We start from the raw sequence: 26,153 nt of genomic DNA on the forward strand, positions 1-26,153 counted from the left end.
TCAGCCTCATTCCCCACACAGGAGCCTGCCATGTCGATGGCCGATCGCGACGGAAAAATCTGGATGGACGGGCAACTGGTGGACTGGCGCGACGCCAAGATCCACGTGCTCAGCCACACGCTGCACTACGGGTGCGGTGCCTTCGAGGGCGTGCGCGCCTACAAGACGGCCAACGGCACGGCGATCTTCCGGCTGCGCGAGCACACCGAGCGGCTCTTCAACAGCGCGAAGATCCTGCGCATGAAGATCCCGTTCTCGCTGCAGGAGGTGATGGACGCGCAGCGCACCGTGGTGCGTGAGAACCAGCTCGAGAGCTGCTACCTGCGCCCGCTGACCTGGATCGGCTCCGAGAAGCTGGGCGTGAGCCCGAAGGGCAACCAGATCCACCTGATGGTCGCCGCCTGGTCCTGGGGCGCCTACCTGGGCGAAGAAGGCCTGAAGCGCGGCATCCGCGTGAAGACCAGCAGCTACACCCGCCACCACGTCAACATCACGATGACGCAGGCCAAGGCGGTCAGCAACTACACGAACTCGATCCTCGCGAACATGGAAGCCACCGAGGACGGCTACGACGAGGCGCTGCTGCTCGATGCCTCCGGCTTCGTCAGCGAAGGCGCCGGCGAGAACATCTTCGTGATCAAGAACGGCGTGGTCTACACGCCCGACCTGTCGGCCGGGGCGCTGAACGGCATCACCCGCAACACGATCTTCGCGATCTGCAACGACCTGGGCCTGAAGCTGGTCGAGAAGCGCATCACCCGCGACGAGGTCTACATCAGCGACGAGGCCTTCTTCACCGGCACCGCCGCCGAGGTGACGCCGATCCGCGAGCTCGACCGCATCGAGCTCGGCAGCGGCTCGCGCGGGCCCATCACCGAGAAGATCCAGAGCGCGTTCTTCGACATCGTGAACGGCCGCAACCCCAAGTACGCCGAATGGCTGACCGCCGTCTGAGGACCCCATGAGCACAAGCAAACAACAGGAAGTGGTCGAGGTCACCGCGCACGACGTGCAGGGCCCCGGCGTGGTGTTCTGCCCGAACCCGAAGATGGCGCTGTGGAGCACCCACCCGAAGGTGTTCATCGACGTCGCGACGACCGGCGAAGGCAAGTGCCCGTACTGCGGCACCGTGTATCGCCTGAAGGCCGGCGAAAAACTCCACTCGCACTGACCCGACGCGATGAACCGCGCCTTGCTGATCGCCCCGCAGTGGATCGGCGACGCGGTGATGTCGCAGCCGCTGGTCGGCCGGCTGGCGGCGCGCGGTGACGAGGTGACGGTCGCCGCGCTGCCGTGGGTCGCGCCGGTGTACCGGGCGATGGCCGGCGTGCGCGAGGTGATCGAGCTGCCGTTCGCGCACGGGCGGCTCGACTGGTCGGCGCGGCGCCGTGTCGCGGCCACGCTGCGCGGCCGCTTCGACACCGCCTACGTGCTGCCGAACTCGATCAAGTCGGCGCTGATTCCGTTCTTCGCCGGCATTGCGCAGCGCATCGGCTACCAGGGCGAAGGCCGGCCGCTGCTGCTGAACAAGCGGCTGCCGAACCCCGGCGGGCGCCCGCCGATGGTGGCGTTCTACAGCGCGCTGGCGGGCGGCCCCGCCGAGAGTGAACGGCCCCGCCTGCAGTTCGATGCGGCAACGCTCGAGCGCGTGACCCGCGCGGCCGACCTGGCGCCGCAGCAGTACTGGGCTTTCGCGCCCGGCGCCGAATACGGTCCCGCCAAATGCTGGCCGGCCTCGCACTACGCCGAACTCGCACGCTCGCTGCAGGCCGCCCACGGGCTGCCGATCGTGCTGCTCGGCTCGGGCAAGGAAGTCGCGCTGTGCGACGAGATCGCCGCGGCCGCGCCCGGCGCCTGCCACGTGCTGGCTGGCAAGACCACGCTGATCGACGCGATGGTGCTGATCGCCGGCGCCCGCGGTGTCGTCAGCAACGATTCCGGGCTGATGCACGTCGCGGCGGCGTTCGGCATCCCGCAGGTCGCCGTGTTCGGCTCGACCAGCCCGGAGCACACGCCGCCGTTGAACCCGCGCGCGCAGGTGATCTGGCTGAAGGAGGAGCTGCAGCTCGACTGCGCCCCCTGCTTCGACCGCACCTGCCGCTTCGGCCACACCCGCTGCCTGACCGGCGTCAGTGCGCAGCGGGTGGAAGCCGCGCTCGCCGAGCGGTTACGCGCCGCCTGACACCGGCCGCAACGCCACATCGCACGATGCCCACCGACCTGCAGCAGGATCGCTTGATGCGCGAGGCGCTGGTCGGCGCCGGCACCTCGGTCTGGGCCTGGGACATGGAGGCCGACGCGCTCAGCGGCATGGACGGCAGCGTCGCGCTGCTCGGCTACGCGGTCGGCGAGATGCTGCCGACCCAGGCCGGCTGGGACAGCGTGATCCACCCCGACGACCGGCCGCTGAACCACGCCGCGTACCTGCGCCATGCGCGCGGCGAGATCCCGGCCTACGAGAGCGAGTACCGCGCGCGCCACAAGGACGGCAGCTGGCGCTGGCTGTCCGAGCGCGGCCGCATCGTCGAGTGGTGGCCCGACGGCCGGCCGCGCCGCATGGTCGGCACGCTGAGCGACGTGACGCTGCGCCGCCAGGCGCAGGGCGAGGCCGCCGAGCGCGACGAGCGGCTGCAGCAGATCATGCGCCACGTGCCCGGCGTGCTGTACCAGTACCGGCTGTGGCCGGACGGGCGGGCCGAGATCCCTTTCGTCAGCGACCGCTGCACCGAGGTGCTGGGGCTGACGCCGCAGCAGCTGATGGCCGATGCGCTGGAGATGTTCCGCCGCATCGCGCGCAGCGACCGCGAGGAACTGATGGCCGCAGTGTCGAACTGGGCCCGCAGCAAGGCGACGCAGCGCACCGAATACCGCTACCACCACCCCGACGGCAGCCTGCGCTGGATGCAGGCGGTGTCGTCGCCGCGGCGTGCGCCCGACGGCTCGATCCTGTGGCACGGCTACCTGGAGGACATCACCGAGTACCGCGAGCTCGAGAAGGCGCGCGCCGCCGCCGCGACGGCCGATGCGGCGAACCGCGCGAAGACCGAGTTCCTGTCGCGCATGAGCCACGAGCTGCGCACGCCGCTGAACGCGGTGCTCGGCTTCGCGCAGCTGCTGGAGCTCGACGAAGAGCCGCTCAGCGTGGCGCAGCACCGCCGCGTCGCGCTGATCCGCGAATCGGGTGAGCACCTGCTGCGCATGATCGGCGACCTGCTCGACCACAGCCGCATCGAGGCCGGCCAGCTCTCGGTGGAGTCGGCCGACATCGCGCTCGGCCCGCTGCTCGGCGAATGCCTCGACATGCTGGCGCCACAGGCCGGCGAGGCGGGCGTGACGCTGCGGCCGATCGAAGGCGCGCGGGCGCTGCAGGTGCGCGCCGACCCGACGCGGCTGCGCCAGGTGGTGCTGAACCTGCTGAGCAATGCGGTGAAGTACAACCGCGCCGGCGGCTCGGTGCGGGTGCGTGCCGAGGCCCGCGACGGCGCGGTGCTGCTGCAGGTGATCGACGACGGCATCGGCATCGCGCAGAAGGACCTGCCGCAGCTGTTCGAGCCGTTCAACCGGCTCGCGCAGGCGCGCAGCGGCATCCAGGGCACCGGCATCGGCCTCGCGATCACGCGCGCGCTGATCGTGCTGATGGGCGGGCGCATCGAGGTCGAGAGCACGCCGGGCGCGGGCTCGACGTTCAGCGTGATGCTGCCGCGCAGCGCCGATCAGAGCGTCAATTTGCCGGCGTAGAGCACCGGGCCGGTCGGCGCGCCCGACGGCGATCCGCCCGGCGGTTCCAGCGTGACGGCCAGTGCCGCGGTGCCCTGCAGCACCTGGCCGCGGCGCACCACCGTCGACCCGCTGGCCGAGATCACGCCCAGCGAGCGTGGCGCGCCGCTCGGCGGCAGCGCCCACAGTTCGAGCGAGCGGTCGGGCCGCACGCTGACGGGGGTCAGCGGCCGCGTCACCATCGCGCGGCCATCGGCGCTGATGCTCGCGACGAAGCTGGCCGGCGTCACCGCATTCGGCTGGTCGGCCGGCGCAGCGGCCGACAGCACCACGACGATCGGCGCTTGGGCCGGCGGCGGGCTCGCGACGATGAACGCGAGCGCCAGCGTTGCGGCGGTGGCGACACCGCTCAACACGCGCCAGAACGCGAGGCGCGCCCACCAGGCCTGCGACGGTGCCTCAGTGGGTCGCAGTCCGAGCCGGGTCTCGATGCGCCGCCACACGCGCGCCGGCGGCTTCACCGGGGCGAGCGTGATGGTCAGCGGCATCAGGCGGTCCTGCCAGCGCTGCACCGCACCGCGCAGCGCTGGGTGGCCGGGCAACAGCGATTCGAAGCGGCGCCGCGCCGGGCCGCGCAGCGTGCCGGCGACGTATTCGGCGCCGAGGCGATCGGCCAGTTCAGGCCGGCTGTAGTCCATCAGGCACCCCGCGCACGGCCATCGCGCAGCACGGCATGGTCGAGGCAGGCCTTCAGCGACAGCAGCGCGCGCCGCACCCACGATTTCACGGTGCCGAGCGGCTGGCGCATCTGGTCGGCCACCTCGGCATGGCTCAGGCCGTCGTAGAACGCGAGCGCCACGCTCTGCCGCTGCGGCGCGCTCAAGCCGTCCATGCACTGCGCGAGCGCGCGGGCGTCCGAGGCCCGGCTCAGCATCTCGAGCGGCGTCGGCGCGTCGTCTGGCACATCGTCGTACACGTCCTTGTCCTCGTCGTCGTGGAACTGCGCCGGCTGCGTCTGCGGCTCGGTCTGCTTGCGGCGCAGGCTGTCGATCGCGCGGTTGCGTGCGACGCTGGTCAGCCAGGTCAGCGGCTGGCTCTGCGCCGCATCGAAGCTCTGCGCGGCACGCCAGACGTTGACATACACCTCCTGCAGCACGTCTTCCGCCTGCGCCCGGTCCCGGTTGATACGCAGCACGACGGCGAACAGATGCGCGCTGGTGCGCTCGTACAGCGCCGCGAAGGCCTGGCGGTCGCCGAGCCCGCTGCGCGCCAGCAGCTGCGACAGTTCCTTGCTGCGATCACTCCATTCGGCGGGTGCTGCGGCCATGGCGCTGGAAGTCACGGGGGCGTGACGTGGTTCACGTGGCGGCGATTTTATGCATCCCCATGCATCCCTGGGCATCCCGTGCATCCTTGTGCGGCGCTCCGCCGGGGGCATCCACCCCGTCCGTACAATCTGCGCCCATGCAGCCTGTCCGTGAATTCGTCCTCACCCTGTCGTGCCGTGACACCAAGGGCATCGTCTACACCGTCTCCGGCCTGCTGTACCAGGCCGGCTGCAACATCCTGGATTCGCAGCAGTTCGGCGACATCGGCGAAGCGTCGGCGACCGGCCTCTTCTTCATGCGCGTGCACTTCGAGGCGCCGGCGCACCTGGCCGAGGTCGCCACGCTCGACAAGCTGTTCACCAGCGTGCGCGAGCAGTACGGCATGGACGCGACCTTCCACGACCTGTCGCGCCGCCCGCGCCTGCTGCTGATGGTGAGCCAGCACGGCCACTGCCTGAACGACCTGCTGTACCGCTGGCATTCGCAGCAGCTGAATGTCGACATCGCGGCCGTCGTGTCGAACCACCCCGATTTCGCCGGCCTCGCCGAGCGCTACCAGATCCCGTTCCACCACCTGCCGCTGCCGGCCGGCAGCAGCCCCGAGGCGAAGCGCGCGCAGGAGCAGCAGGTCGAGGCGCTGATCGAGCGCGAGCAGGTCGACCTGACCGTGCTCGCGCGCTACATGCAGATCCTGAGTGCCGGCTTCTGCGGCTTCATGAAGGGCCGGGCGATCAACATCCACCACAGCTTCCTGCCGAGCTTCAAGGGCGCGAAGCCGTACTTCCAGGCGCACGACCGCGGCGTCAAGCTGATCGGCGCGACCGCGCACTACGTGACCGCCGACCTCGACGAGGGGCCGATCATCGAGCAGGACGTGGCCCGCGTCGACCATTCGCTGAGCGCGCAGGACTTCACCGCGGTCGGCCGCGATGTCGAATGCATGGTGCTGGCGCGCGCGGTGCGCTGGCATGTCGAGCACCGTGTGCTGCTGAACGGTCAGAAGACCGTCGTCTTCCGATAAGGAACCCTGCCGATGGCCCGTCCCAAACCGCCCGCCGCCGCGCTGCTGTCCTCGGCCGATGACACCGAGCAGCAGTTCTACGAGGCGCTGCAGCGCGGCGATATCGAGAAGCTGATGGCGGTCTGGTCCGACGACGACGACATCACCTGCGTGCACCCGGGTGGGCCGCGGGTGGTCGGGCCGGCGGCGATCCGCGCCGCGTTCGAGTCGATGTTCTCGAACGGCACGATCGATGCGCACCCCGAGAAGGTGCGGCGGCTCGACAGCGAATCGACGTCGGTGCACAGCGTGCTCGAGCGGGTGCAGGTGATGACCAACGAGGGCCCGCAGGCGGCCTCGGTCGTCGCGACCAACGTGTACGTGAAGACGGCGCTCGGCTGGCGCATGGTCGCGCACCATGCGAGCCCCGGTTCCGTCGGCGAGGTGCAGGAGGTCGGCGAAACGCCGGCGGTCTTGCACTGAGGTGACCGTCATGGACTTCCGGTCCCCACGCTGGCTCGGTGGCCGCGGTGCCGTCGGCGGCAACCTGCAGACGATCTGGCCGGCGCTGTACTCGAAGCGCTACCACGGGCCGGCGCCGGTCTACCGGCGCGAGCGCTGGCCGACGCCCGACGGCGATTTCATCGACGTGGATTTCCAGGTGGGTGACGAGTCGGCCGATGCGCCGATGCTGGTGCTGTTCCACGGCCTCGAAGGGTCTTCCGCGAGCCACTACGCGCAGGCCTTCGCGCACTGGGCGCGCGAGCGCGGCTGGCGCTACGTGGTGCCGCACTTCCGCGGCTGCTCGGGCGAGATCAACCTCGCGCCGCGTGCGTACCACTCCGGCGATTTCGAGGAGATCGGCTGGGTGCTGCAGACGCTGCGCGCGGGCCACGCCGGGCCGATGGTCGCGGTGGGCGTGTCGCTCGGCGGCAATGCGCTGCTGCGCTGGGCCGAGGAGGCGGGCGACACGGCCTCGGCGGTGGTGCGCGGGGTCTGCGCGATCTCGTCGCCGATCGACCTGGCGGCCGGCGGGCAGGCGATCGGGCGCGGCTTCAACCGGCATGTCTACACGCGCATGTTCCTGCGCACGATGATCCCGAAGGCGCTGCGCAAGTGGGATCAGCACCCCGGCCTGTTCGACCGCGAGCGGCTGCGCGCGGTGCGCGACCTGTACGCGTTCGACAACGTGTTCACCGCGCCGCTGCACGGCTTTCGCGACACCGACGACTACTGGAAGCGGGGTTCGGCCAAGCCGCACCTGCACCGCATCCGCGTGCCGGCGCTGGTGCTGAATGCGCGCAACGACCCGTTCGTGCCGGCGCACAGCCTGCCGAGGCAGGCCGATGTCGGCCCGTTCGTCACGCTGTGGCAGCCGCACCATGGCGGCCACGTGGGATTCCCGGCGGGGGCTTGGCCCGGGCATGTGATGACATTGCCGGAGCAGGTCATGGGATGGCTGGCTCCGCATGCGGGCCATCCGCCTGCGCGCTGACCGACCCGAAAGGAGCCGCGATGGACGAGATGGTCAAGGCTGCACTGAAGAAGTGGCCCAACGTGCCGGCCTGCGTCGGCTGGCTCGCGCTCGATGCGCGCGGCGAGTGGTACATGCGCGACGACCGCGTGCAGGCGGCGGGTGCGTTCCCGCAGGTCAAGGGCAGCGTGATCCGGCATGACAAGCTGCGCGAGTTCATCGGGCGCAACTACGAGGGCGATGCGCGCGGCCGCTGGTTCTTCCAGAACGGGCCGCAGCAGGTGTTCGTCGAGCTGGAGGCGGCGCCCTGGGTGTGGCGGCTGGCCGCGCAACCGGAGGCGCCGCCGCAGCTCGAATCGCACACCGGCCGCGCGGCGCGCATGGAGAGCGCCTGGCTGGACGAAGCGGGGCGGCTGTACCTCGGCACCGAGCTGGGCCTGGGCATCGTGCACACGCTCGACATGGAGGCCGCGGCCGATGCCGTCGAGCGCGGCTGGTGGGTGCCGCAGCCGGTCGAGCAGGCGGCCTTGCTGCAGCAGTTCGGTGTCTGCCTGAGTCCGCAGCGCCTGGCATGAAAAAGCCGGCGCGAGGCCGGCTTCGTCGGGCGGGCGTGGACTTGCGTCCCGCTTGATCTACTTCACGGCGGAGGCGGCGGCCGATGCGGCCGGGGCGGCTTCGGCGGCGGAAGCTGCACCCGCGGGCGCAGCACCGGAGGCCGGCGCGGCCGCAGGTTCGGCGAACTTGGCGCCGCCCTTGTTGGCCATGTAGACGACGGCGCGGCCGATCTCGACATCGCTGAAATCGCCGCCGCCCTGCGGGCCCATCGCGCCCTTGCCCTTCAGCGCGTGGGTCAGCAACACGTCGTAGCCCTGCGGGATGCGCGGTGCCCAGGCCGCGGTGTCGCCGAACTTCGGCGCGCCGGCGACGCCGGCGGTGTGGCAGGCGGTGCACTGGGCGGCGAAGACCTGCTCGCCGCTCTTCAGCGAGGCGGGATCGGACAGGTCCTTGACCTCGTAGCCGGCGATCGGCTGGATGCGCTTGGCGACGGCCTCGGCCTTCAGGCCATCGCTGCCGGCGGCGGGCTGGTGATCGGCCTCGACGTAGCTGACGAGCAGGATGATGGCCACGATCGGGATCACGAAGGCGAAGAACACCGCGAGGATCAGCTGCTTGGGCGTCTTGATCGGACCCTCGTGCGGGGCGTCGTGTTCGGGAGTGCTGTGGGCGTCGCTCATGGAGTTCCTCGAGGCGTATCCGTTGGCTGGCGATACTGGCAAAACCGCGGGATTATAGAGGGCCCCTCCCGGCGCGCCACCGGGCTCACCCGGGGTCGGCGGCGGCCACTGTAGAATCCCGCACTTCGCGCCCGTAGCTCAATGGATAGAGTACTGCCCTCCGAAGGCAGGGGTTGCTGGTTCGATCCCAGCCGGGCGCACCATTTCCGCACGACCGGCACACCACGGCCACGGCACCGCAGCACCATCGCTTCACTTCACGGAAGAACGATCCCCATGCGCGCTGCTTCGGTGAGCGACGATGCACACAAGGCGTGCCGCAACTGCGGCGAGACACTGCGCGGTGCCTGGTGCCACGCCTGCGGCCAGAGCGGCCACCTGCACCGCTCGCTGCTGCACCTGGGCGAGGAGGTCCTGCACGGCCTGCTGCACTTCGAGGCCAAGGGCTGGCGCACGCTGCCGCTGCTGGTGGCGCGGCCCGGCCTGCTGACGCGCCGCTACATCGACGGCCAGCGCGTGCGCTACGTGTCGCCGCTGGCGCTCTTCCTGTTCACGGTGTTCCTGATGTTCTTCGTGGTGTCGCTCGGGCCCAAGGGAACGCCGGACCGTCTTGCCGGTGCCGCGTCCGAACGGGCCGACCTGCTGGCCGAGGTGAAGGACGCCGATGCGGCGGTCGCCAAGGCAGAGCAGGAACTCGCCCGGATCCGGGCGCAGGGAGCAGACATCACCGACGCACTCGCCGAACTGGCCGAAGCCCGCCAGGAGGCCCGCATGCAAGGCGAGGCCCTCCAGGCCTTCGACGCCTCGCCGAGGGCGACTGCCGCGCCGGCCTCGAGCCCGGTCGACGGACAGCACCGGACCCGCGTCGACACCGGCAACGCGCAGCTCGATGCCGCGATCCGCCACGCCATCGACAACCCGGAACTGGCGCTCTACAAGCTCAAGGGCACGGCCTACAAGTTCTCGTTCCTGCTGGTGCCGATCTCGCTGCCGTTCCTGTGGCTGATGTTCTTCTGGCGGCGCGGCATCGCGATGTACGACCATGCCGTCTTCTCGCTCTACTCGCTGACCTTCATGTCGCTGCTGGTGACGGTCGCGGCGCTGCTGTACGGCACCCCTGCCCGGGGCTTCGTCGCGCCGCTGCTGATCCTCGTGCCGCCGGTGCACCTGGCCGTGCACCTGCGCGAAACCCATGGCCTGACGTGGTCGTCGACCGTGTGGCGCACCGGCGTGCTGCTGTGCGTGTGCCTGGCGGCCTTGCTGCTGTTCCTGGCCGCCATCCTGGCGCTGTCGATGGCCTGATCGCGAGTTCATCCATGACCCCCACGCTGCGCACCCTGACCCTCGCCGCCCTCTGCGCCACCTTCCTCGCCGGCTGCTCGGTGATGAGCAAGGACGATTGCCTGAAGGCCGACTGGCGCGAACTCGGCCGCCGCGATGCTTCGCAAGGCCTGACGATCGAGCGCTTCACCGCGCGTGCCGACGCCTGCCGCAAGAACGACATCGGCGCCGACCGCAGCGCCTATGCCGCGGGCCATGCCGACGGGCAGCGCGCCTACTGCACCGGTGAACTCGGCGAGAACGATGCGACGCTCGGCAAGGTGTCGGCGCCGCTGTGCGCGCCGGTGCCGGTCGGCAACGCCTACCAGACCGGCTACGAGATGGGCCTGATCAGCTTCTGCACCGCGCGCAGCGGCTACGAGTTCGCGCGGCTCGGCGGCACCTACCGCAACACCTGTCCGGCGGATCTCGCGGGGCCGTTCAACGCCGGCCTGCGCATGGGCACCGAACTGCGCGCGCTGAACAACCGGCTCGACGGCATCCTGCGCGATGCGACCGAGCAGCGGAAGGTGCTGGCCGACGACAAGTCGAGCGCCGACCAGCGCGACACCGCCCGGCGGCAGCTGCGCCAGCTGGATGCCGACGAGGCCGCGACGCGCCGCCTCATCCGCCAGGCCGAGCTGTCGGCGCTGTCGCTCTGAACATCGCGACGCTCAGCTCACGACGTCGCTGACGAGCAGCGCAGTGCGCGCCGCCGAGGTCGCCGGCGGATGGCGCGGCTCTTCGGGCAGCTCGGCGGTCTGCTCCCAGATCGCGTGCGCCAGCACGGCCGCCGGGCTGCCGCGCAGGACGTGGCGCGGCCGCACCATCAACACCTCGACCGGCGCGGTCCAGCGCGGCTGGGCGCACAGCAGCTCGCCGGCCCGCAGTTCGTGGCTCACCATCGACTCGTAGACCATGCCGAGCCCGAGCCCCTGCGCCACCAGCGCGTGCAGGCCGGACATGCTCTGCGCGACGCCGGCCACGCGCAGGTGGGGCAGCGTGCGCTCACGCGCCAGGCGCCGGTTCAGGAAGCTCGCCAGCGGATGCGCAACCGCATAGTCGACGACCGGCACCGGCCGCTGCGGCGTGCCCGGCAGCTCGAACAGCGGCTGGCCGCCGCGCGCGCCCACCACCGGCATCAGGCGGTCGCGCGCGACCAGCTTGGCGTGGAACAACTCCGGGGCGAGGTCGACCGCCGCTTGTGGATCCTGGGCCACCACCCACAGCAGCGCGCGGCCCGACAGCAGCGAGGCGCGCGCGTGGCGCTCGTCGTGGCTGACGACGCGCAACGCCGTGTCGGGGCAGCTGCGCCGGATGCGCCCGAGCAGCAGCGGCAGCAGGCCGGCCTCGAGTCCGTCGGCGACGGCGATCGTCACGGCATGGGGATTGCGGCGGATGCGCCATGGATCCTGCCCTTGCGCGGCATCGAGCATCGAATGCAAGCCGATCGCCAGCGGCGCGAAGCGGCGCCCCGCCGCCGTCAGCAGCAGCGGCTGCGCCAGGCGATCGAACAACGGCGCGCCGACCCACTGCTCCAGTGCCTGGATGCGCCGCGACAGCCCCGACTGCGAGACGCCGCGGCGCTGCGCCGCGTGCGTGAAGCTGCCGCAGTCGATCACCGCCTGGAAATCATCGAGCCATCGGACGTCCATCGGCATCGTTGCCTTCCCGGCCGCTGTGCGTCGTCGGAGCCGGGAACATCCGGGTGTCGGGGTGCGTGTGGCGCCAGACCGCTTCGCCGTCGACGAACAGCCGCGATTCGCCGGTCTTCAGCGGCGACCAGGGTTCGTCGACCGTGAGCGGCGCGGTCGCGATGACGACCATGCGGTCGTCGCGCCGGTTCAGCACGCCCAGGTCGAGCGACACGTCGCAGTCGACCAGGCGGGCGGTCGGGAACGGGTGGCGGCGCTCCAGCACCACCAGCCGGCTGGAGCAGTGCGCGTACAAGCCCTGGCCGTTGGACAGCAGGATGTTGAAGTTGCCGTGCCGCGCAATCGAGGCGCACAGCTCGGCCACGCACGGCGCCATCTCGAGCCAGCCCGGCGGTTGCGGCCGGTTGCCGAAGCGCTCGCGCAGCTGCTGCAGCAGCCAGCAGAAGGCCTTCTCGCTGTCGGTGCTGCCGATCGGCAGGAAGGGCCCGCGCAGCGGCGGGTGGAAATCGCGCAGGTCGCCGTTGGTCGCGAAGATCCAGGACTGGCCGCCCCACTCGCGCTGGAACGGGTGGCTGTTCGACAGCATCGGCTCGCCCTGCGTGGCCTTGCGGAGGTGGGCCAGCACGATCTTCGACTTGATCGGGTAGCGGCTGACGAATTCGGCCAGCGGCGAATCGCAGGCCGGCTGATCGTCGAGAAAGATGCGGCAGCCGGATCGCTCGTAGAAAGCGATGCCCCAGCCGTCGGCATGGTCGCCGGTGCGGCCGCCGCGTTGCGCGAAGCCGGTGAACGAGAAAGTGATCGCGGCATTCGCGCTGGAGCTCATCCCGAGTAGCTGACACATGGCAGATCTGGTGTTCAATACGCGGCATCGTGGCCTCCAATTGAGGAGAAATGACGAAGTTCGATGCGATCGCCCGCGAGCTGCGCGAGCACAGGCACCACCTCTCGATGCTGTGCGTCGCGGCGTTGCTGGCGGCGTGCGCCTCGGGCCCGCCGAAATCGTCGTCCCGCGACGGACCCGAAGCGAAGCCGCCCCCCGACCTCGCGCGCGTGCCCGATGCGCAACCGCAGGTCGAACCGATCCGCCCGGGCGGGCCGAACAAGCCCTACGAGGTGCTCGGCAAGGACTACACGCCGCAGCGCGACGACAGCCCGTTGACCGAGAAGGGGCTCGCCTCGTGGTACGGCCGCAAGTTCCACGGCAAGCGCACCGCGAGCGGCGAGGTCTACAACATGTACACGATGACGGCCGCGCACAAGACGATGCCGATCCCGAGCTACGCCCGGGTGCGCAACCCGGCCAACGGGCGCGAGGTGATCGTGCGCGTCAATGACCGCGGCCCGTTCCACCCGGGCCGCGTGATCGACCTGAGCTACACCGCGGCGCTGAAGCTCGGCGTGCTGAACGGCGTTGCGCCGGTCGAGGTCGAGCGCATCACGTTCGAGCAGATCCGCGCCGGGTCGTGGCGGCGCGATGGGGGCGCGACGGAGGTGGCTGCGGCGCCTGCGCCTGCGCCGACCCCTGCGCCATTGCCCTCGCCATTGCCGGCTGCCGTGTCGACCCCCTTGCCGGTGCCGGTCGCCGCCGTACCGATCCCCGAGCTGCCGGCTGCATCGGCCCCCGATGCGCCGGTCGACCCGAAGCCCAGCCGCGCCTTCACGACCGCGGCACAAGGCTTCTGGGTGCAACTCGGCGCGTTCAAGCAGCGCGATGGCGCCGAGGAGTTCCAGCGCCGCGTGTCCGGCGAACTCGACTGGCTGGCGCCCTTGCTCGCGGTGTTCAGCGAGCCGTCGATCTTCCGGTTGCAGGCCGGGCCCTACCCGAGCCGCGGCGAGGCGCAGGATGCCGCCGCCCGCATCCGCGAGGCGTTGAAGCTGGTGCCGTTGATCGTCGAGCGCCGCTGAACGGAGCCGTCGGCCTCAGCGGCCGCCGGTCACGTCCAGCAGGCTGCCGGTGGTGTAGCTCGCCGCATCGGACAGCAGCCACGCGATCGCGCGCCCCACTTCGTCGGCCGTGCCGGCGCGCTGCATCGGCACCTGCGGCGCCAGCTGCTGCACCCGGTCGGGCTGTCCGCCGGAGGCGTGGATGTCGGTCTCGATGATTCCCGGCCGCACCGCGTTCACGCGGATGCCTTCGGTGGCCACCTCGCGCGCCAGGCCGATCGTGAAGGTGTCGATCGCGCCCTTCGCGGCGGCATAGTCGACGTACTGCCCCGGGCCGCCCAGCCGCGCCGCAGCCGACGACAGGTTGACGATCGCGCCGCCCGGCCCGCCGTGGCGTGTCGACAGCCGCTTCACCGCCTCGCGCGCGCACAGGAAGCTGCCGAACACGTTGATCGCGAACATGCGCTGCAGGCGCGCGCCGTCGATCTGTTCGACGCGGGTCGCCCGGTCGACGACACCGGCGTTGTTGACCAGGCCGTGCAGCGCCGCCACCTGGCCGTCGCGCCCTGCCGCATCGACCTGCCCGAACATCGAGATCACCTGCGCCTCGACCGACACGTCGGCCTGCACCGCGATCGCGCGCCGGCCGAGCGCGAGCACGCGGTCGACCACCGCCTGCGCCGCGGCCGCATCGCGGGTGTAGTTCACCACCACGTCGAAACCCAGCTCCGCGCAGCACACGGCGGCCGCGGCGCCGATGCCGCGGCTGCCGCCGGTCACCAGCACCGTGCGGCCGCGCGCCGCATTGGCCAGGTCACTCGTCGTCGCCGCCACCTTCGCCGTTGTCGTCATCGCCTGCATCCTCCTTGCGCTTGGCCTTCGCGTCGAGCGTGGCCTGCAGTTCCGCCACGCCCTTCATGAAGGTGGCGGTGTCGACCGGCTTCGCGACGCGCAGCGCCGGCGGGAACAGGTGGCTCATGTAGAGCTCGCTGCCCAGGCGGTCGCCGCCCTGCCAGTTGAACCACAGGCTGAGCGCCGTGCCGACCAGCGCCATCGCGACCGCCGCCTGCCGCACGCGGCGGTGCCGGTAGGGCTCGACCGCCAGCATGTGGAAGTACAGCAGCGTGGCGCCCACCGCATAGCCGAGCACGAACCTGAAGTCGCTCAGCCACGGCCACGACAGCGAGAACGACAGCAGCTGCGTCGCGCCGCTGATCAGCTCCCACGCCAGCACCGCGATCAGCACCACGCGCAGGTGCCAGCCGAAATGCCCCTGGCGCGTGAACAGCTTGGACAGCAGCGTCCACACGCCGCACCAGCCCAGCAGCCCGACGATCGCCGAGATCGCGCTGCTGCCGAGGGCGCGCACGAAGCCGTCGGGGTCGGTGTCGAGGTAGATGTTGAACACCTGCATCGCGCCGACCAGCACCAGCAGCAGCGCGAGCAGCGGCAGGCCCTGCGCGAGCGAACGCGTCGGGTCCAGCCGCAGCTCGGGGGCGAGCGCATGCTCGGCCAGGCGCAGCCGCAGGTGCACGCGGCCGATCGTGATCGCGAGCGGCGCATCGCCGACCGCGCCGCGCGCGCCGGCCTCCACCCGCTGCGTGCCGAGCAGCGCGCCGTTGATCGTCTCGCCCACCAGCACGAACGCGCCGGACTCGTCGCGGTCGATCACCAGGTGGTGCGGCGCGACGTGCGGGTCGTCGAGCACCAGGTCGTTGTCGAGCGCGCGCCCGACCCGCAACGGCCACTGCGGCACCGCCACGCCGTGGCGCGGCGTGCCGTCGCGTTCCAGCACTTCGATCAGCGCGACGGCACCCATGCGTAGGCCTCCAGGTAGTGCTGTGCGAGTTTCATCGCGTTCGGATAGCTGACGCCCTGGGCGTCGAAGCGGCCCTGCACGCCGGTTTTCGGTTCGTCGAGCGTGGCCACCAGCACCGACACGTCGTACAGCTTCGGCAGCTTCTTGTAGGCGCGCACGCAGACCACGGCGCGCAGCGGCAGGCCGCCCCGGTCGATGAAATCCTCATGGCACTGCGGGCGCGTCTGCTGGTCGGGGCGGCGGCGGTCGAAGTGCTCGTTGCGGAAGCTCTGCGCATAGCGCGCCGAGAAGCGCAGCGTGCCGAGCTTGCGGCCGTCGTAGCTCTCGTGGCGCACCGAGACCGCGCCGGTCGTGAACTCGCCCATGAAGATGCGGGTGTCCATCACGCAGTCGGAGCGCTCGAAATCGAGCCCGCCGGTGCGCGACGGCTCGCTGCTGCCCCAGCAGCGCATGAAGCGGTCGGGCGGCACCGGCACCTGGTAGCGCGGGTGCGTCGCGAGCTTCCAGCCCTGCGCGATGAAGCGGTCGGTCAGCAGCTGCTGGTGCGCCATCATCTGCTCGGTCAGCACCGGCCAGGCGGGCAGCGCGAGCGGTGCGGCGTCGCGCCCGCGGGCCAGCAGCGCGCTCGCGAAGGTGGCCGGCACCAGGAAGCTGACCTGCTCGCCGTCGACGCGCCGCGCGACGTTGACGCCGATCACGCGGCCCTCCTGGTCGAGCGCGGGGCCGCCGCTCATGCCGCCGCTCAGCGAGCCGGCGAAGAAGATCTGCGGGTAGAACGAGCGCTCGACGAGGCCGTTGTAGTTGCCCTCGATCACCGCGAAGCCGACGTCCAGCGGGTTGCCGAGCGAGTACATGCGCTCGCCCTGCGCGAGCTTCTGCCCCTCGGGCCGGAACGGCAGGGCATCGAAGGTGGCGGCGGCCTTGGCATCGGCCATCTTCAGCAGCGCGAGGTCGTGCAGCACGTCGAGCATCAGGATCTTCACCGGCGCCTCGCGGCCGTCGGCGGTGACCGACACCAGGTCGTGGCGCTCGGGCTGCAGCGCAGCCTCGGCGACGACGTGGAAGTTGGTGATCATGTGCCCCTGGGCCGACACCAGGAAGCCGGAGCCCACCGAGGTCTGGCTCGCCTGGCCCTTCAGCACGGTGCGGATCTGCACCAGCTGCGAGCGGGCCTGCTCGTAGACCTTGCGGGCCGACAGCGACACCGGCGCGGAGGCCGGCGGGTCGGGGGGAGCGGCCTTGGCGGGCGCCGTCTGTGCCATCACCGGCGCCGTGACGGCCCCGCAGAGCACGAACGCTAGGGCGTGAATCAGTCTCATCGAATTCATTCTACGGGGGCGGCCCCCGTAGCCCGGATGCCAATCCGGGATTCATGACCGTGGAACCCGGATTGGCATCCGGGCTACACGCTCAGTGGCACTCGGTCGTGCCGGGCGTGCACGCGATCGCGTTGCTCTGCAGGTCGAGCCCGTCGCCGGTGCGGCCGTACAGCGCGAGCATCTTGTAGCCCGTCGCCGGCAGCGCGGTGCCGCCGTTGGTGACGGCGATCGCCGCCGAGGTCGCGCCCGGGCGCAGCCGGAAATCGGCGATGCGCCCGCTGCCGCCCTGGCCGCATTGCGAACGGTCGCTGCAGATCGAACCGCTGTCGAGGCCGAGCGTGCCGTGGCTGAAGGTCCATGCCAGGTTGAGCGTGGTGCCGGCGTTGGCATCGAGCGCGAGGTCGAGCAGCGCCTGCCGGCCGGCGCTGGTCAGGTCTGTCCACGGCAGGTTGGGCATCGCGGCCCAGACCGGCGGCACGCCTTCGACGTCGACCTCGAAGCTGCTGCGGCCGGAGACCGCGAACGGCGCGCTGCAGGCATCGTCGCTGAAGGTGTTGACGGTGACGGTGCGGCCGCCGCGGAAGAAGTTGCGCACCACCGCATCGCCGGCATCGCCGTCAGGCAGCGCCACCCAGGTGTCGTCGGCGCTGCGCAGTGCGCCCGCGGCGGGGTCCAGGCTGCGTTCGTTGCTGAACCCGTTCTGCTGCCACAGCGACAGCCGCGGCACGTCGGCACCGAAGCGCTTGTAGTACGCGATCGTCACCAGCGCCTGGTCGGCATTGCGCTGCACCACCTGCGCGCACTGCAGGCCGGTGACGGCCTGGATGTCGAAGGCGATCGCACGCGAGTAGCTGACGACCGGCGTGTCGCCGTCGATGCGCACGTCGCGCTGTGCCTTCGCCGATGCATGCAGCTGCACCGGGTCGACGTCGCCGAGGAATTTCCACGCGCCGCCCTCGCGCGTGACGCCCATGCCGCTGCCCACCGGCTGCACGCCGCCGGCCTGGTCCTGCAGCACGAAGCTGACGCGGCACACCGGCTGCGCGCCGTCGAGGTCGCAGCGGCCGAGCGTCGGGCTCAGCAGCCGCGAGCCGAACATCTCCTGCGACGCGAACATCTCGCACAGGCCGGCGGCCACCGCAGCGGCGCCGGTCAGCGGGGCACCGTCGTCGGTGCTCATGCGCGCGCCGCTCGCGAGCTGCGATGCGAGGCCGCTGCTGCACGCGGGGGCGCTGGCCAGCGCCTGCGTCATGTTCGCGAACAGCGTCTCGAGCCCGCCGAGCGATAGCTCGCCCGCGCCGTTGGCCACGGTCACCGCGCCGAGTGTCGAGCCCTGCTCGAGGTAGAGGTTGCCGCTGCCCAGGCGCGGCGTGATCTGCACGAAGGCCTTGTCGTCGACGCCGGTCGTCACGCCGACGGCGTCGAGCACCTTGTCGTAGCCGCTGCGCGATCCGGCCGACAGCGCGCCGGTGATGAAGTCGAAGTTCGCCGCGACGTTGCCGCTGAGCACGCCCGACAGGCCGGCCCGCAGCTGGGTCTGCGCGCCGGCGACGGCGCTGGCATCGAGCACGCTGCTGCTGCCCGCCATCAGCTCGACCGGCGACTGGCCGGTGGCCAGCAGCACGGTGGCGCTGGTCAGCGGCGTCACGTTGGCGGTGCCGGGACCTTGCGCGACCGAGTACAGGCACTGGTAGTTCGCGCCGGCATAGCCGCAGGCCTCGATGCGGAACGGTGCCTTGCCCGTGAGCTCGGGCACCGTGAAGCTGCCGTCGGCCGCGACTGCGATGTCGTGCGCGACGAGCACGCCGTCGGCGTCCAGGATGCGCAGCGTGCCGCCGGTGATCGGGGCGCCGACCGCGACCGAGCCGGCGAGCTGCGTGGTCGGGGTGACGTTCACCGGCGCGGCGCTCTGCGACGACGGCGAGCCGCCGCAGGCGGCCAGTGCGAGCACGGCCAGAACGGAGAGGGCGAAACGGGGGGATCCGAGGTTCATGGCGCTCCTTCGCGACCGGCAATACCGCACGGCGCCATCCCGGAATCGGTTTCCGGCGGCCCGTGGTGAACAGTCTTCGGCGGGGGCACTGCCGCCTTGAGCCGGGGCTTCCCGCGCGAACGTGACTTCGTGACGCGGCAGCGCCTACGCAGCAACCCTCACGGCCCGACCGGTCATCGGGGCTAAAGTTGCCGCTTCCTCGGACCCCCGGATCTCGCACCATGCAACGTCGTGACATCCTCCTGCGCAGCGCCGCCGCCGGCGCGGTGGCCGCCTTTCCTGCCCTGCTGCACGCGCAGGCGCTCGACAAGCCGAAGCTGACCATCGCGGTCGGCGGCAAGAACCTGCTGTACTACCTGCCGCTGACCATCGCCGAGAGCCTCGGCTACTTCAAGGCCGAGGGGCTGGAGGTGACGATCGCCGACTTCGCCGGCGGCTCGCGCGCGCTGCAGGCGGTGGTGGGCGGCAGCGCCGACGTCGTGTCGGGTGCGTTCGAACACACGCTGAACATGCAGGTCAAGGGCCAGCGCATGCGCGCCTTCGCGCTGCAGGGCCGGGCGCCGCAGATCGTGCTCGGCATCAACCCGAAGACGATGCCCGCCTTCAAGGGCGTGGCCGACCTGAAGGGCAAGAAGATCGGCGTCACCGCGCCCGGGTCGTCGACCAACGTGCTCGCAAACTTCGTGCTCGCGAAGGCGGGGTTGAAGGCGAGCGACGTGTCGATCATCGGCGTGGGAGCCGGCAGCGGCGCGGTCGCGGCGATGCGCTCCGGCCAGATCGACGCGATGAGCAACCTCGACCCGGTGATCACGCTGCTGCAGCGCAGCGGCGACCTGAAGATCATCTCCGACACCCGCATCGTCGCCGAGGCCGACAAGGTGTTCGGCGGCCCGATGCCGGCCGGCTGCCTGTACGCGCCGCAGACCTTCATCGACAAGAACCCGCTCGCGACGCAGGCGCTGGCGAATGCGCTGGTGCGGGCCGACAAGTGGATCCAGGCAGCAGGCCCGGGCGAGATCATCAAGGCGGTGCCCGAGAGCTACCTGCTGGGCGACCGCGCGGTCTACATCGACGCCTTCCTCGCCGCGAAGGGCGCGCTGTCCGTGGACGGGCTGTTCCCCGAGGCCGGCCCCGAGACGGCGCGGCGCGCACTGGCCAGCGTCGACCCGGAGATCGCCGCGGCGAAGCTGGACCTGCAGGCGGTCTACACGAACGAGTTCGTGAAGAAGGCCAACGCGAAGTACCCGAAAGCATGACCGAGGCCTCCGCACTGCAGTTCGACGGCGTCAGCTGCACCTTCATCTCGCGCGACGACCCGGGCCAGCGCTACACCGCGGTGCGCGATGTCTCGCTGACCGTCGGCGCCGGCGAGTTCGTCTCGGTGGTCGGGCCGACCGGCTGCGGCAAGAGCACGCTGCTGAACATGGCCGCCGGGCTGCTGACGCCGAGCAGCGGCACGGTGCATGTCTTCGGGCGCCCGCTGGCGGGATTGAACGCGCGGGCCGGCTACCTGTTCCAGGCCGAGAGCCTGATGCCGTGGCGCACCGCGCTGCGCAACGTGATGGCCGGGCTGGAGTTCCGCGGCGTCGCCGATGCGAAGGCGCAGGCCGGCGAGTGGCTGCGCCGCGTCGGCCTGGGCGGCTTCGGCGACCGCTACCCGCACCAGCTGTCGGGCGGCATGCGCAAGCGGGTGAGCCTCGCGCAGACGCTTGCGCTCGACCCGGACATCATCCTGATGGACGAGCCGTTCTCGGCGCTCGACATCCAGACCCGGCAGCTGATGGAGAACGAGGTGCTGGCACTGTGGGCCGCCAAGAAGAAGGCGGTGCTGTTCATCACGCACGACCTCGATGAAGCGATCGCGATGAGCGACCGCGTCGTCTGCCTGAGCGCCGGGCCGGGCTCGCACCCGATCGGCGAGTTCCGCATCGACCTCGAGCGGCCGCGCGACGTGGCCGAGGTGCGCACCGCGCCCCGCTTCGTCGAGCTGCACCAGGCGATCTGGTCGGTGCTGCGCGACGAGGTGGTCAAGGGTTATCAGCAGCAACTCGCAGCCTGACGCCATGTGGAAGTACATCAAGCCCCGCCCGGGCAACCTGCGCCTGTGGCAGCTCGGCCTGCTGGTCGCGATCTTCGTGCTGTGGCACGTGCTGACCGCACCCGGCCTGGTCCGCCCGTTCCTGTTCGAGAACGACCGGCAGGCGGCGTTCTTCTTCGGCGAGCCGCTGAAGATCTTCGCGCGCGTGTGGGCCTGGTTCGTGACGGGCGCCGACATCTACCACCACCTGTGGATCACGCTGCAGGAGACGGTGCTCGCGTTCGGCTTCGGCACCGCGATGGGCCTCGGGTGCGGGCTGTGGCTCGCGCTCAGCCCGATGGCGGCGGCGATCTGCGAGCCCTACATCAAGGCGCTGAACTCGATGCCGCGCGTGATCCTCGCGCCGATCTTCGCGGTGTGGTTCGGCCTGGGCGTCGCGAGCAAGGTCGCGCTGGGCATCACGCTGGTGTTCTTCATCGTCTTCTTCAACGTCTACCAGGGCGTCAAGGAGGTGAGCCCGGTGGTGCTCGCGAACGCGCGCATGCTGGGCGCGAGCCGACGCCAGCTGCTGCGCCACGTGTACCTGCCGAGCGCCACCAGCTGGGTGTTCAGCTCGCTGCACACGAGCGTGGGGCTGGCCTTCGTCGGTGCGGTGGTCGGCGAGTACCTCGGCTCGGCCGAGGGCGTCGGCTACCTGATCCTGCAGGCCGAGGGCTCGTTCGACATCAACACCGTGATGGCCGGCATCCTGGTGCTGACGGCCTTCGCGCTGCTGCTGGACGCGGCCGTCGGCTGGGGTGAGCGGCGGCTGATGAAATGGCAGCCGAAGACCGGCGAGACCGAGAAGCTCTGAAGTCGCCGAGAATCGCGGCTTCGCCGCCATCGGCGGCCCACCCTCCGTTCAATCCCATGTCGACTTCTCGCCTGATCCCGTTGTTCGCGATGGTTGCCCTGACCGCCTGCGGCGGTGGCGGCAGCAGCAGTCCCTCGTACCCGGCGGCGCCCACCTTCCCGCCCGCGCCGGTCTCGATCCCGGCCACGCCCACGACCAGCTGCAGCGATGCCGGCAAGGCCGCTGCTGCGGCCAGCACCGCGACGAACACCGTCTGCATGCTCACCACGCACGGCGAGATCGTGATGGAGCTGTACGCCGACAAGGCGCCGATCACGGTCGCGAATTTCCTGCAGTACGTCGCCGCGAAGCGCTACGACAACACGCTGCTGCACCGCGTCGTCGCGGGCTTCGTCGTGCAGGGCGGTGGCTACGGCGGCGACTGGACCCACATCCCGACCTACGCCCCGATCGCGCTGGAGAGCGACAAGGGCCTGAGCAACGTGAAGGGCACGGTCGCGATGGCGCGCCAGAGCAGCACCAACACGGCCACGGCGACCAGCGAGTTCTTCTTCAACGTGGTCGACAACCACGCCTGCCTGGACATCCGGCCGACGGGCGCGAACTGCGACCAGAACGGCTACGCGGTGTTCGGCAAGGTCATCGCCGGGTTCGACACCCTCGACAAGATCACCGCGCTGAAGGTCGACTACTTCGCGGTGCCGACGGTGCCGACGGCGACGTTCTGGGTCCAGCAGCTCAAGTAAAGGATCGCCCGGCGATGGGCCGGGCGTCGCGGGTCAGCGCGCAGGCTTCAACGATTTCGCGAGGAAGACTTCGAGCTTGCGGTAGAAGTCGGTCTGGTTCGTTGGCGTGCAGAAGCAGTGGCCTTCGTCGAAGTAATCGACCATCTCGATGTCCACGCCCGCATCCTGTGCAGCCGAGACGAACTTGCGCGCATGCTCGATCGGCACGCGGCGGTCCAGGCTGCCGTGCGCGAGCAGGATCGGGATCTTGATTTCGCCGGCGCGCTTCAGCGGCGATGTGGCCGCGAACTGGGCGGCGTCCTTCACCGGATCGCCGACCAGGACGGGCATGCCGTACTTCTTGTAGTCATCGAACATGTCGCTCCAGTCGAGGTTGCGCATCAGGTCGATGTCGGTGACGCCTGCGTAGCTGGCGGCGCACTTGTAGACGCCGGGGCTGGCAATGGCACCCATCAGCGCGGCGTAGCCGCCATAGCTGCCACCGTAGATGCACACTCGCGCGGGGTCGACCAACTTCTGCTCGGCGGCCCACTTGACCGAGTCGGCGAGGTCGTCCTGCATCGCAAGCCCCCATTGCTTCCATCCGGCGCGGAACAGGTTGCCACCGTAACCTTCGCTGCCACGGAATTCCGGTTGGATCACACGGTAGCCGCGTGACGCGAGGAACTGAGCCTCTGCCTGCCAGCTGATGTCAGCCCCGCGGATCCAAGGGCCGCCGTGGACCAGCATCACGGCAGGCAGCGGCTCGGTGGCGGAGGCGCCTTTCGGGCTCGTGATATAGACCGGGATGGCGAGGCCGTCGCGCATCTTCACGCGGTGAAAGCTGCGGGTGCCCTGGGTCGATTCGTCGATCCAGGGGCGCTGCGAGGCGATCTTTTCCAGCGAGTTCTTCTTCTTGTCGAACAGGAAGTACTCGCCTGGCTGGCGGTCGGATGTGGAGCGGACGACGTAGAAGCGGGTCGACTCGCACTCGCCGCAGATGATGCGGTTGCTGCGGCCGGCGGGCAGCGCGGCATCGAGGGCCTGCTGCAGGCGTTGCATCACCGGATCGAACCAGACGCTGATCGGGCGGTCGGCCCTGAAATGAACGCCCAGGACTTGACCGGTTCGGGGATCATCCTCGAAGCCGCCATCCACGTCGAAGCCCTTGACGCTCATCACCGGCTCCGGATCCAGGCGACGCGCGGCGAAGTCGAAGCGGTACATGCCGCGGGTGTCGGTATTCATACCCGCCGAGACCAGCAACTGGCCTGCGCCATCGATGATCTCCGGGTCGAATGATGCACCGTGGCTGTCGTACGAATCGAACTCAGCCACCTGTTCCCACCGGTCCGTCTTCGGATTGCGCCAGTGAACGCTCGTCTTGCCATCTCTCTGTGCCGTCACGACACGGGGCTGGCCCTGCCGATCGAGTGTCCAATCCCGCACACCGTCGGGCGCGCCCTGGCTCAGGTTGGTCAGCTTCATCGTCACCGTGTCCATCCGCGCCAACTGGATGTTGGCCAGCACACCGGCCTTGCCCCAGACATAGTGTTTGAGGAAGACATCATTGCTGCCGTCGCGGGCCGGCGAGTGCAGGTACCAGTCCCACGGGAGAGTGCGCGACTTGACGAGTGCATGGTCCTGCGTCGTGTCGCGGGCCGAGACCAACTGGTTGTATCCGCTGCCGTCGTGGTTGACGGCAAACACACCGTAGCCTCCTTGCCGGACCTCCGCACCGGGGTCGGCGGCCCCGTACACCAGCCGGTCGTCGGTGACCCAGTCCGCGCTCTTGACGTCGGCATCGGTGTAGTCCGCCACCACGCGGATCTGCCCGACCGGATCGAGGTCCATCACGCCGAGCCGCCAGCGCCCGGTCGGGCCGGTCAGGATCAGCGCCAGTCGCCGCCCGGACGGCGAGATCCGCACGCTTTGAATGTCCGGCCACTTGGTGAACTGCTCGATCGGCAGCAGTCCGCCCGCAGGCGCCTTCGCCGGTTCAGYCGCCTGCAGTGCCGTGCCGACGCACAGGCCGCACAGCGCCACGCCCAGGGCGCGCGCGCCCTTCCTCCATATTGCACGCATGCGTGCCCTCCCGATGGTGTCGTGATGCGGCTGTCATCGCCGCGAAGCGGGCGATGTTACGACCACTTACCCCGGGAGCGCAGCGTTCATTTGGCGGTCGGCATCACGAATTCGGCGCCGCGCGCGATGCTCGACGGCCAGCGCTGCATCACGCTCTTCTGCTTTGTGTAGAAGCGCACGCCCTCCTCGCCATAGGCGTGCATGTCGCCGAACAGGCTTTTCTTCCAGCCGCCGAAGCCGTGCCAGGCCATCGGCACCGGGATCGGCACGTTGATGCCGACCATGCCGACCTGCACGCGCCGTGCGAACTCGCGTGCGACGTTGCCGTCGCTCGTGAAGCAGGCGACGCCGTTGCCGAACTCGTGCGCGTTGACGAGCGCGAGCGCCGCCGCGAAATCCGGCACCCGCACGACGGCCAGCACCGGCCCGAAGATCTCCTCGCGGTAGATGCGCATCTGCGGCGTCACGTGGTCGAACAGCGTGCCGCCGATCCAGAAGCCGCCGTCGTGCCCGGGCACGCGCAAGCCGCGACCGTCGACCACCAGCTGCGCGCCTTCCTGCACGCCGATGTCGATGTAGCCGCTGATGCGCTCGAGCGCCTGCGCGGTGACGATCGGGCCCATCTCGGCATCGAGCTCCATGCCGTTCTTCACCTTCAGCGTCTTCGCGCGCGCCGCCACCGCATCGACCAGCCGGTCGGCGATGTCGCCCACCACCACCGCGACGCTGATCGCCATGCAGCGCTCGCCGGCCGAACCGTAGCCGGCGCCGATCAGCGCGTCGACCGCCTGGTCGAGGTCGGCGTCGGGCATCACCACCATGTGGTTCTTCGCGCCGCCCAGCGCCTGCACCCGCTTGCCGTGGTGCGCGCCGGTCTCGTAGATGTACTGCGCGATCGGCGTCGAGCCGACGAAGCTGAGCGCCTTCACGTCGGGGTGCGTCAGCAGCGCGTCCACCACGACCTTGTCGCCCTGCACGACGTTGAACACGCCGTCGGGCAGCCCGGCCTGCTTCAGCAGCTCGGCCATGAACAGCGAGGGCGACGGGTCGCGCTCGCTCGGCTTCAGGATGAAGCTGTTGCCCGCGGCCAGCGCCACCGGGAACATCCAGCAGGGCACCATGCACGGGAAGTTGAACGGCGTGATGCCGGCCACCACGCCCAGCGGCTGGCGCAGTGTCCAGTTGTCGATGCCTGTCGAGACCTGGTCGGTGAAGTCGCCCTTCAGCAGCTGCGGGATGCCGCAGGCGAACTCGATGATGTCGATGCCGCGCGAGACCTCGCCCTGCGCATCGGTGAACACCTTGCCGTGCTCGGCGGTGATCATCGCGGCCAGCGTGTCGCGCTGCTGGTTCATCAGCTCGAGGAACTTGAACATCACGCGCGCGCGGCGGATCGGCGGCGTCTGCGCCCAGCCGTCGAACGCGGCTTGCGCGGCGGCCACCGCGGCGTTCACGTCGTCCGCGCTGCCCAGCACCACCTGCCGCGCGACCGCGCCGGTCGCCGGGTTCCAGACCGGCTGGCGGCGCCCGCTGCGGCTCGCGACCGGCGCGCCCTGGATGAAGTGGCCGACCTCGGCGGTGGCGGTGAACGGATCGTGGGCGCCCATGGCGTGGTCTCCTGGAGCTGTGGGGGTACCGATCCAGTCTAGGAGCCGGTTCGCCGCTTGCCAATGCGATCACGGTGACTTCATTGTTCGATAATCTG

The 26,153-nt window shown here is 70.3% G+C and carries 26 protein-coding genes and 1 tRNA gene; 16 read left to right on the forward strand and 11 right to left on the reverse strand.

What is annotated here, in order from left to right; all coding sequences use genetic code 11:
* The first annotated feature begins 30 nt into the window (after positions 1-30).
* From AC1D1T_RS01050 to AC1D1T_RS01065, 4 genes are read left to right on the forward strand one after another with little or no spacing between them, the layout of a single operon-like run.
* Positions 31-954, forward strand: a complete 924-nt coding sequence (locus AC1D1T_RS01050) for a branched-chain amino acid transaminase (RefSeq protein WP_047508415.1) — start codon at positions 31-33, stop codon at positions 952-954.
* Between the two features lie 7 nt (positions 955-961).
* A complete protein-coding gene (locus AC1D1T_RS01055; protein WP_465110256.1) occupies positions 962-1,171 on the forward strand; it encodes a zinc-finger domain-containing protein in 210 nt (69 codons plus the stop codon).
* Between the two features lie 9 nt (positions 1,172-1,180).
* The gene (waaF, locus tag AC1D1T_RS01060; RefSeq protein WP_477824591.1) at positions 1,181-2,182 is read left to right on the forward strand and encodes a lipopolysaccharide heptosyltransferase II; all 1,002 of its coding nucleotides are present in this window, start codon (positions 1,181-1,183) and stop codon (positions 2,180-2,182) included.
* A 26-nt stretch (positions 2,183-2,208) separates the two neighbouring features.
* Positions 2,209-3,738, forward strand: coding sequence for a sensor histidine kinase (locus AC1D1T_RS01065; RefSeq protein ID WP_477991246.1), 1,530 nt, complete (start codon positions 2,209-2,211; stop codon positions 3,736-3,738).
* On the opposite strand, the gene AC1D1T_RS01070 is transcribed toward AC1D1T_RS01065, so the two are convergent.
* Positions 3,714-4,415, reverse strand: a complete 702-nt coding sequence (locus tag AC1D1T_RS01070; protein WP_477991248.1) for an anti-sigma factor — start codon at positions 4,413-4,415, stop codon at positions 3,714-3,716. The genes AC1D1T_RS01065 and AC1D1T_RS01070 overlap by 25 nt on opposite strands.
* Positions 4,415-5,059: a sigma-70 family RNA polymerase sigma factor gene (locus AC1D1T_RS01075; protein WP_477842893.1), complete on the reverse strand. Its 645-nt coding sequence runs from the start codon at positions 5,057-5,059 to the stop codon at positions 4,415-4,417. Before AC1D1T_RS01075 ends, AC1D1T_RS01070 begins: the two co-directional genes overlap by 1 nt.
* Before the next feature lie 122 nt (positions 5,060-5,181).
* Here AC1D1T_RS01075 and purU point away from each other — a divergent pair, with 122 nt between their 5' ends.
* Genes purU through AC1D1T_RS01095 form a run of 4 tightly spaced genes read left to right on the forward strand, consistent with a single transcriptional unit; the run spans position 5,182 to position 8,094 of the window.
* Complete coding sequence (gene purU, locus AC1D1T_RS01080; protein ID WP_047508400.1) at positions 5,182-6,066, forward strand: formyltetrahydrofolate deformylase; 885 nt, start codon at positions 5,182-5,184, stop codon at positions 6,064-6,066.
* A 12-nt stretch (positions 6,067-6,078) separates the two neighbouring features.
* Positions 6,079-6,528 carry a YybH family protein gene (locus tag AC1D1T_RS01085; protein ID WP_477825127.1) on the forward strand — a complete coding sequence of 150 codons (450 nt, stop codon included), beginning with the start codon at positions 6,079-6,081 and terminating at the stop codon, positions 6,526-6,528.
* Positions 6,529-6,538: 10 nt separating this feature from the next.
* Complete coding sequence (locus tag AC1D1T_RS01090; protein ID WP_477825128.1) at positions 6,539-7,540, forward strand: YheT family hydrolase; 1,002 nt, start codon at positions 6,539-6,541, stop codon at positions 7,538-7,540.
* A gap of 20 nt (positions 7,541-7,560) precedes the next feature.
* Positions 7,561-8,094 carry a DUF2946 family protein gene (locus tag AC1D1T_RS01095; RefSeq protein WP_477825129.1) on the forward strand — a complete coding sequence of 178 codons (534 nt, stop codon included), beginning with the start codon at positions 7,561-7,563 and terminating at the stop codon, positions 8,092-8,094.
* Positions 8,095-8,151: 57 nt separating this feature from the next.
* Here AC1D1T_RS01095 and AC1D1T_RS01100 read toward each other — a convergent pair whose 3' ends face one another.
* Positions 8,152-8,754 (reverse strand): c-type cytochrome, encoded by a 603-nt coding sequence (locus AC1D1T_RS01100; RefSeq protein WP_477825130.1) that lies wholly within the window; start codon positions 8,752-8,754, stop codon positions 8,152-8,154.
* 127 nt (positions 8,755-8,881) lie between these two features.
* Between AC1D1T_RS01100 and AC1D1T_RS01105 the strand changes: the two genes are divergently transcribed.
* The 3 genes from AC1D1T_RS01105 to AC1D1T_RS01115 all read left to right on the forward strand — a co-directional run bounded on the left by AC1D1T_RS01105 (position 8,882) and on the right by AC1D1T_RS01115 (position 10,736).
* A tRNA-Arg gene (locus tag AC1D1T_RS01105) sits at positions 8,882-8,957 on the forward strand.
* Positions 8,958-9,030: 73 nt separating this feature from the next.
* Entirely contained in the window at positions 9,031-10,056 is a 1,026-nt protein-coding gene (locus AC1D1T_RS01110) for a DUF3667 domain-containing protein (protein WP_477825131.1), read from the forward strand.
* Positions 10,057-10,070: 14 nt separating this feature from the next.
* Positions 10,071-10,736, forward strand: coding sequence for a DUF2799 domain-containing protein (locus tag AC1D1T_RS01115; protein ID WP_477825132.1), 666 nt, complete (start codon positions 10,071-10,073; stop codon positions 10,734-10,736).
* Between the two features lie 12 nt (positions 10,737-10,748).
* On the opposite strand, the gene AC1D1T_RS01120 is transcribed toward AC1D1T_RS01115, so the two are convergent.
* A complete protein-coding gene (locus AC1D1T_RS01120) occupies positions 10,749-11,729 on the reverse strand; it encodes a LysR family transcriptional regulator (RefSeq protein ID WP_477825133.1) in 981 nt (326 codons plus the stop codon).
* Positions 11,707-12,573 (reverse strand): class II glutamine amidotransferase, encoded by an 867-nt coding sequence (locus AC1D1T_RS01125; RefSeq protein ID WP_477825134.1) that lies wholly within the window; start codon positions 12,571-12,573, stop codon positions 11,707-11,709. Before AC1D1T_RS01125 ends, AC1D1T_RS01120 begins: the two co-directional genes overlap by 23 nt.
* 50 nt (positions 12,574-12,623) lie before the next feature.
* On the opposite strand from AC1D1T_RS01125, the gene AC1D1T_RS01130 reads away from it, so the two are divergent.
* Complete coding sequence (locus AC1D1T_RS01130) at positions 12,624-13,637, forward strand: septal ring lytic transglycosylase RlpA family protein (protein ID WP_477825135.1); 1,014 nt, start codon at positions 12,624-12,626, stop codon at positions 13,635-13,637.
* Positions 13,638-13,652: 15 nt separating this feature from the next.
* On the opposite strand, the gene AC1D1T_RS01135 is transcribed toward AC1D1T_RS01130, so the two are convergent.
* The 4 genes from AC1D1T_RS01135 to AC1D1T_RS01150 form a co-directional block, all read right to left on the reverse strand.
* On the reverse strand, positions 13,653-14,468 hold the full coding sequence (locus tag AC1D1T_RS01135; RefSeq protein WP_477825136.1) for an SDR family oxidoreductase: 816 nt from the start codon (positions 14,466-14,468) through the stop codon (positions 13,653-13,655).
* Complete coding sequence (locus AC1D1T_RS01140; RefSeq protein ID WP_477825137.1) at positions 14,431-15,435, reverse strand: FHA domain-containing protein; 1,005 nt, start codon at positions 15,433-15,435, stop codon at positions 14,431-14,433. Before AC1D1T_RS01140 ends, AC1D1T_RS01135 begins: the two co-directional genes overlap by 38 nt.
* A complete protein-coding gene (locus tag AC1D1T_RS01145) occupies positions 15,417-16,754 on the reverse strand; it encodes a S1 family peptidase (protein WP_477825138.1) in 1,338 nt (445 codons plus the stop codon). The genes AC1D1T_RS01140 and AC1D1T_RS01145 overlap by 19 nt, the downstream gene beginning before the upstream one ends.
* A 91-nt stretch (positions 16,755-16,845) precedes the next feature.
* Positions 16,846-18,747 (reverse strand): hypothetical protein, encoded by a 1,902-nt coding sequence (locus AC1D1T_RS01150; RefSeq protein WP_477825139.1) that lies wholly within the window; start codon positions 18,745-18,747, stop codon positions 16,846-16,848.
* Positions 18,748-18,968: 221 nt separating this feature from the next.
* Between AC1D1T_RS01150 and AC1D1T_RS01155 the strand changes: the two genes are divergently transcribed.
* From AC1D1T_RS01155 to AC1D1T_RS01170, 4 genes are read left to right on the forward strand one after another with little or no spacing between them, the layout of a single operon-like run.
* Positions 18,969-20,003, forward strand: coding sequence for an ABC transporter substrate-binding protein (locus tag AC1D1T_RS01155; RefSeq protein WP_465110295.1), 1,035 nt, complete (start codon positions 18,969-18,971; stop codon positions 20,001-20,003).
* Positions 20,000-20,806 carry an ABC transporter ATP-binding protein gene (locus AC1D1T_RS01160; RefSeq protein WP_477842290.1) on the forward strand — a complete coding sequence of 269 codons (807 nt, stop codon included), beginning with the start codon at positions 20,000-20,002 and terminating at the stop codon, positions 20,804-20,806. The genes AC1D1T_RS01155 and AC1D1T_RS01160 overlap by 4 nt, the downstream gene beginning before the upstream one ends.
* A 4-nt stretch (positions 20,807-20,810) precedes the next feature.
* Positions 20,811-21,638: an ABC transporter permease gene (locus AC1D1T_RS01165; protein WP_047508314.1), complete on the forward strand. Its 828-nt coding sequence runs from the start codon at positions 20,811-20,813 to the stop codon at positions 21,636-21,638.
* A 56-nt stretch (positions 21,639-21,694) separates the two neighbouring features.
* On the forward strand, positions 21,695-22,384 hold the full coding sequence (locus AC1D1T_RS01170) for a peptidylprolyl isomerase (RefSeq protein WP_477826168.1): 690 nt from the start codon (positions 21,695-21,697) through the stop codon (positions 22,382-22,384).
* Between the two features lie 33 nt (positions 22,385-22,417).
* On the opposite strand, the gene AC1D1T_RS01175 is transcribed toward AC1D1T_RS01170, so the two are convergent.
* On the reverse strand, positions 22,418-24,448 hold the full coding sequence (locus AC1D1T_RS01175; RefSeq protein ID WP_477991250.1) for a S9 family peptidase: 2,031 nt from the start codon (positions 24,446-24,448) through the stop codon (positions 22,418-22,420).
* Between the two features lie 86 nt (positions 24,449-24,534).
* A complete protein-coding gene (locus tag AC1D1T_RS01180) occupies positions 24,535-26,055 on the reverse strand; it encodes a CoA-acylating methylmalonate-semialdehyde dehydrogenase (RefSeq protein WP_477826166.1) in 1,521 nt (506 codons plus the stop codon).
* Between the last annotated feature and the right edge of the window lie 98 nt (positions 26,056-26,153).

This window comes from Rhizobacter sp. P2_H3, from assembly GCF_056403355.1.

Bases quoted from the DNA above. Each gene is read 5' to 3' on its own strand.
- AC1D1T_RS01050 (WP_047508415.1), top strand. From the start codon at position 31: ATGTCGATGGCCGATCGCGACGGAAAAATCTGGATGGACGGGCAACTG.
- AC1D1T_RS01055 (WP_465110256.1), top strand. From the start codon at position 962: ATGAGCACAAGCAAACAACAGGAAGTGGTCGAGGTCACCGCGCACGAC.
- waaF (WP_477824591.1), top strand. From the start codon at position 1,181: ATGAACCGCGCCTTGCTGATCGCCCCGCAGTGGATCGGCGACGCGGTG.
- AC1D1T_RS01065 (WP_477991246.1), top strand. From the start codon at position 2,209: ATGCCCACCGACCTGCAGCAGGATCGCTTGATGCGCGAGGCGCTGGTC.
- AC1D1T_RS01070 (WP_477991248.1), bottom strand. From the start codon at position 4,415: ATGGACTACAGCCGGCCTGAACTGGCCGATCGCCTCGGCGCCGAATAC.
- purU (WP_047508400.1), top strand. From the start codon at position 5,182: ATGCAGCCTGTCCGTGAATTCGTCCTCACCCTGTCGTGCCGTGACACC.
- AC1D1T_RS01085 (WP_477825127.1), top strand. From the start codon at position 6,079: ATGGCCCGTCCCAAACCGCCCGCCGCCGCGCTGCTGTCCTCGGCCGAT.
- AC1D1T_RS01090 (WP_477825128.1), top strand. From the start codon at position 6,539: ATGGACTTCCGGTCCCCACGCTGGCTCGGTGGCCGCGGTGCCGTCGGC.
- AC1D1T_RS01095 (WP_477825129.1), top strand. From the start codon at position 7,561: ATGGACGAGATGGTCAAGGCTGCACTGAAGAAGTGGCCCAACGTGCCG.
- AC1D1T_RS01100 (WP_477825130.1), bottom strand. From the start codon at position 8,754: ATGAGCGACGCCCACAGCACTCCCGAACACGACGCCCCGCACGAGGGT.
- AC1D1T_RS01110 (WP_477825131.1), top strand. From the start codon at position 9,031: ATGCGCGCTGCTTCGGTGAGCGACGATGCACACAAGGCGTGCCGCAAC.
- AC1D1T_RS01115 (WP_477825132.1), top strand. From the start codon at position 10,071: ATGACCCCCACGCTGCGCACCCTGACCCTCGCCGCCCTCTGCGCCACC.
- AC1D1T_RS01120 (WP_477825133.1), bottom strand. From the start codon at position 11,729: ATGGACGTCCGATGGCTCGATGATTTCCAGGCGGTGATCGACTGCGGC.
- AC1D1T_RS01125 (WP_477825134.1), bottom strand. From the start codon at position 12,573: ATGTGTCAGCTACTCGGGATGAGCTCCAGCGCGAATGCCGCGATCACT.
- AC1D1T_RS01130 (WP_477825135.1), top strand. From the start codon at position 12,624: ATGACGAAGTTCGATGCGATCGCCCGCGAGCTGCGCGAGCACAGGCAC.
- AC1D1T_RS01135 (WP_477825136.1), bottom strand. From the start codon at position 14,468: ATGACGACAACGGCGAAGGTGGCGGCGACGACGAGTGACCTGGCCAAT.
- AC1D1T_RS01140 (WP_477825137.1), bottom strand. From the start codon at position 15,435: ATGGGTGCCGTCGCGCTGATCGAAGTGCTGGAACGCGACGGCACGCCG.
- AC1D1T_RS01145 (WP_477825138.1), bottom strand. From the start codon at position 16,754: ATGAGACTGATTCACGCCCTAGCGTTCGTGCTCTGCGGGGCCGTCACG.
- AC1D1T_RS01150 (WP_477825139.1), bottom strand. From the start codon at position 18,747: ATGAACCTCGGATCCCCCCGTTTCGCCCTCTCCGTTCTGGCCGTGCTC.
- AC1D1T_RS01155 (WP_465110295.1), top strand. From the start codon at position 18,969: ATGCAACGTCGTGACATCCTCCTGCGCAGCGCCGCCGCCGGCGCGGTG.
- AC1D1T_RS01160 (WP_477842290.1), top strand. From the start codon at position 20,000: ATGACCGAGGCCTCCGCACTGCAGTTCGACGGCGTCAGCTGCACCTTC.
- AC1D1T_RS01165 (WP_047508314.1), top strand. From the start codon at position 20,811: ATGTGGAAGTACATCAAGCCCCGCCCGGGCAACCTGCGCCTGTGGCAG.
- AC1D1T_RS01170 (WP_477826168.1), top strand. From the start codon at position 21,695: ATGTCGACTTCTCGCCTGATCCCGTTGTTCGCGATGGTTGCCCTGACC.
- AC1D1T_RS01180 (WP_477826166.1), bottom strand. From the start codon at position 26,055: ATGGGCGCCCACGATCCGTTCACCGCCACCGCCGAGGTCGGCCACTTC.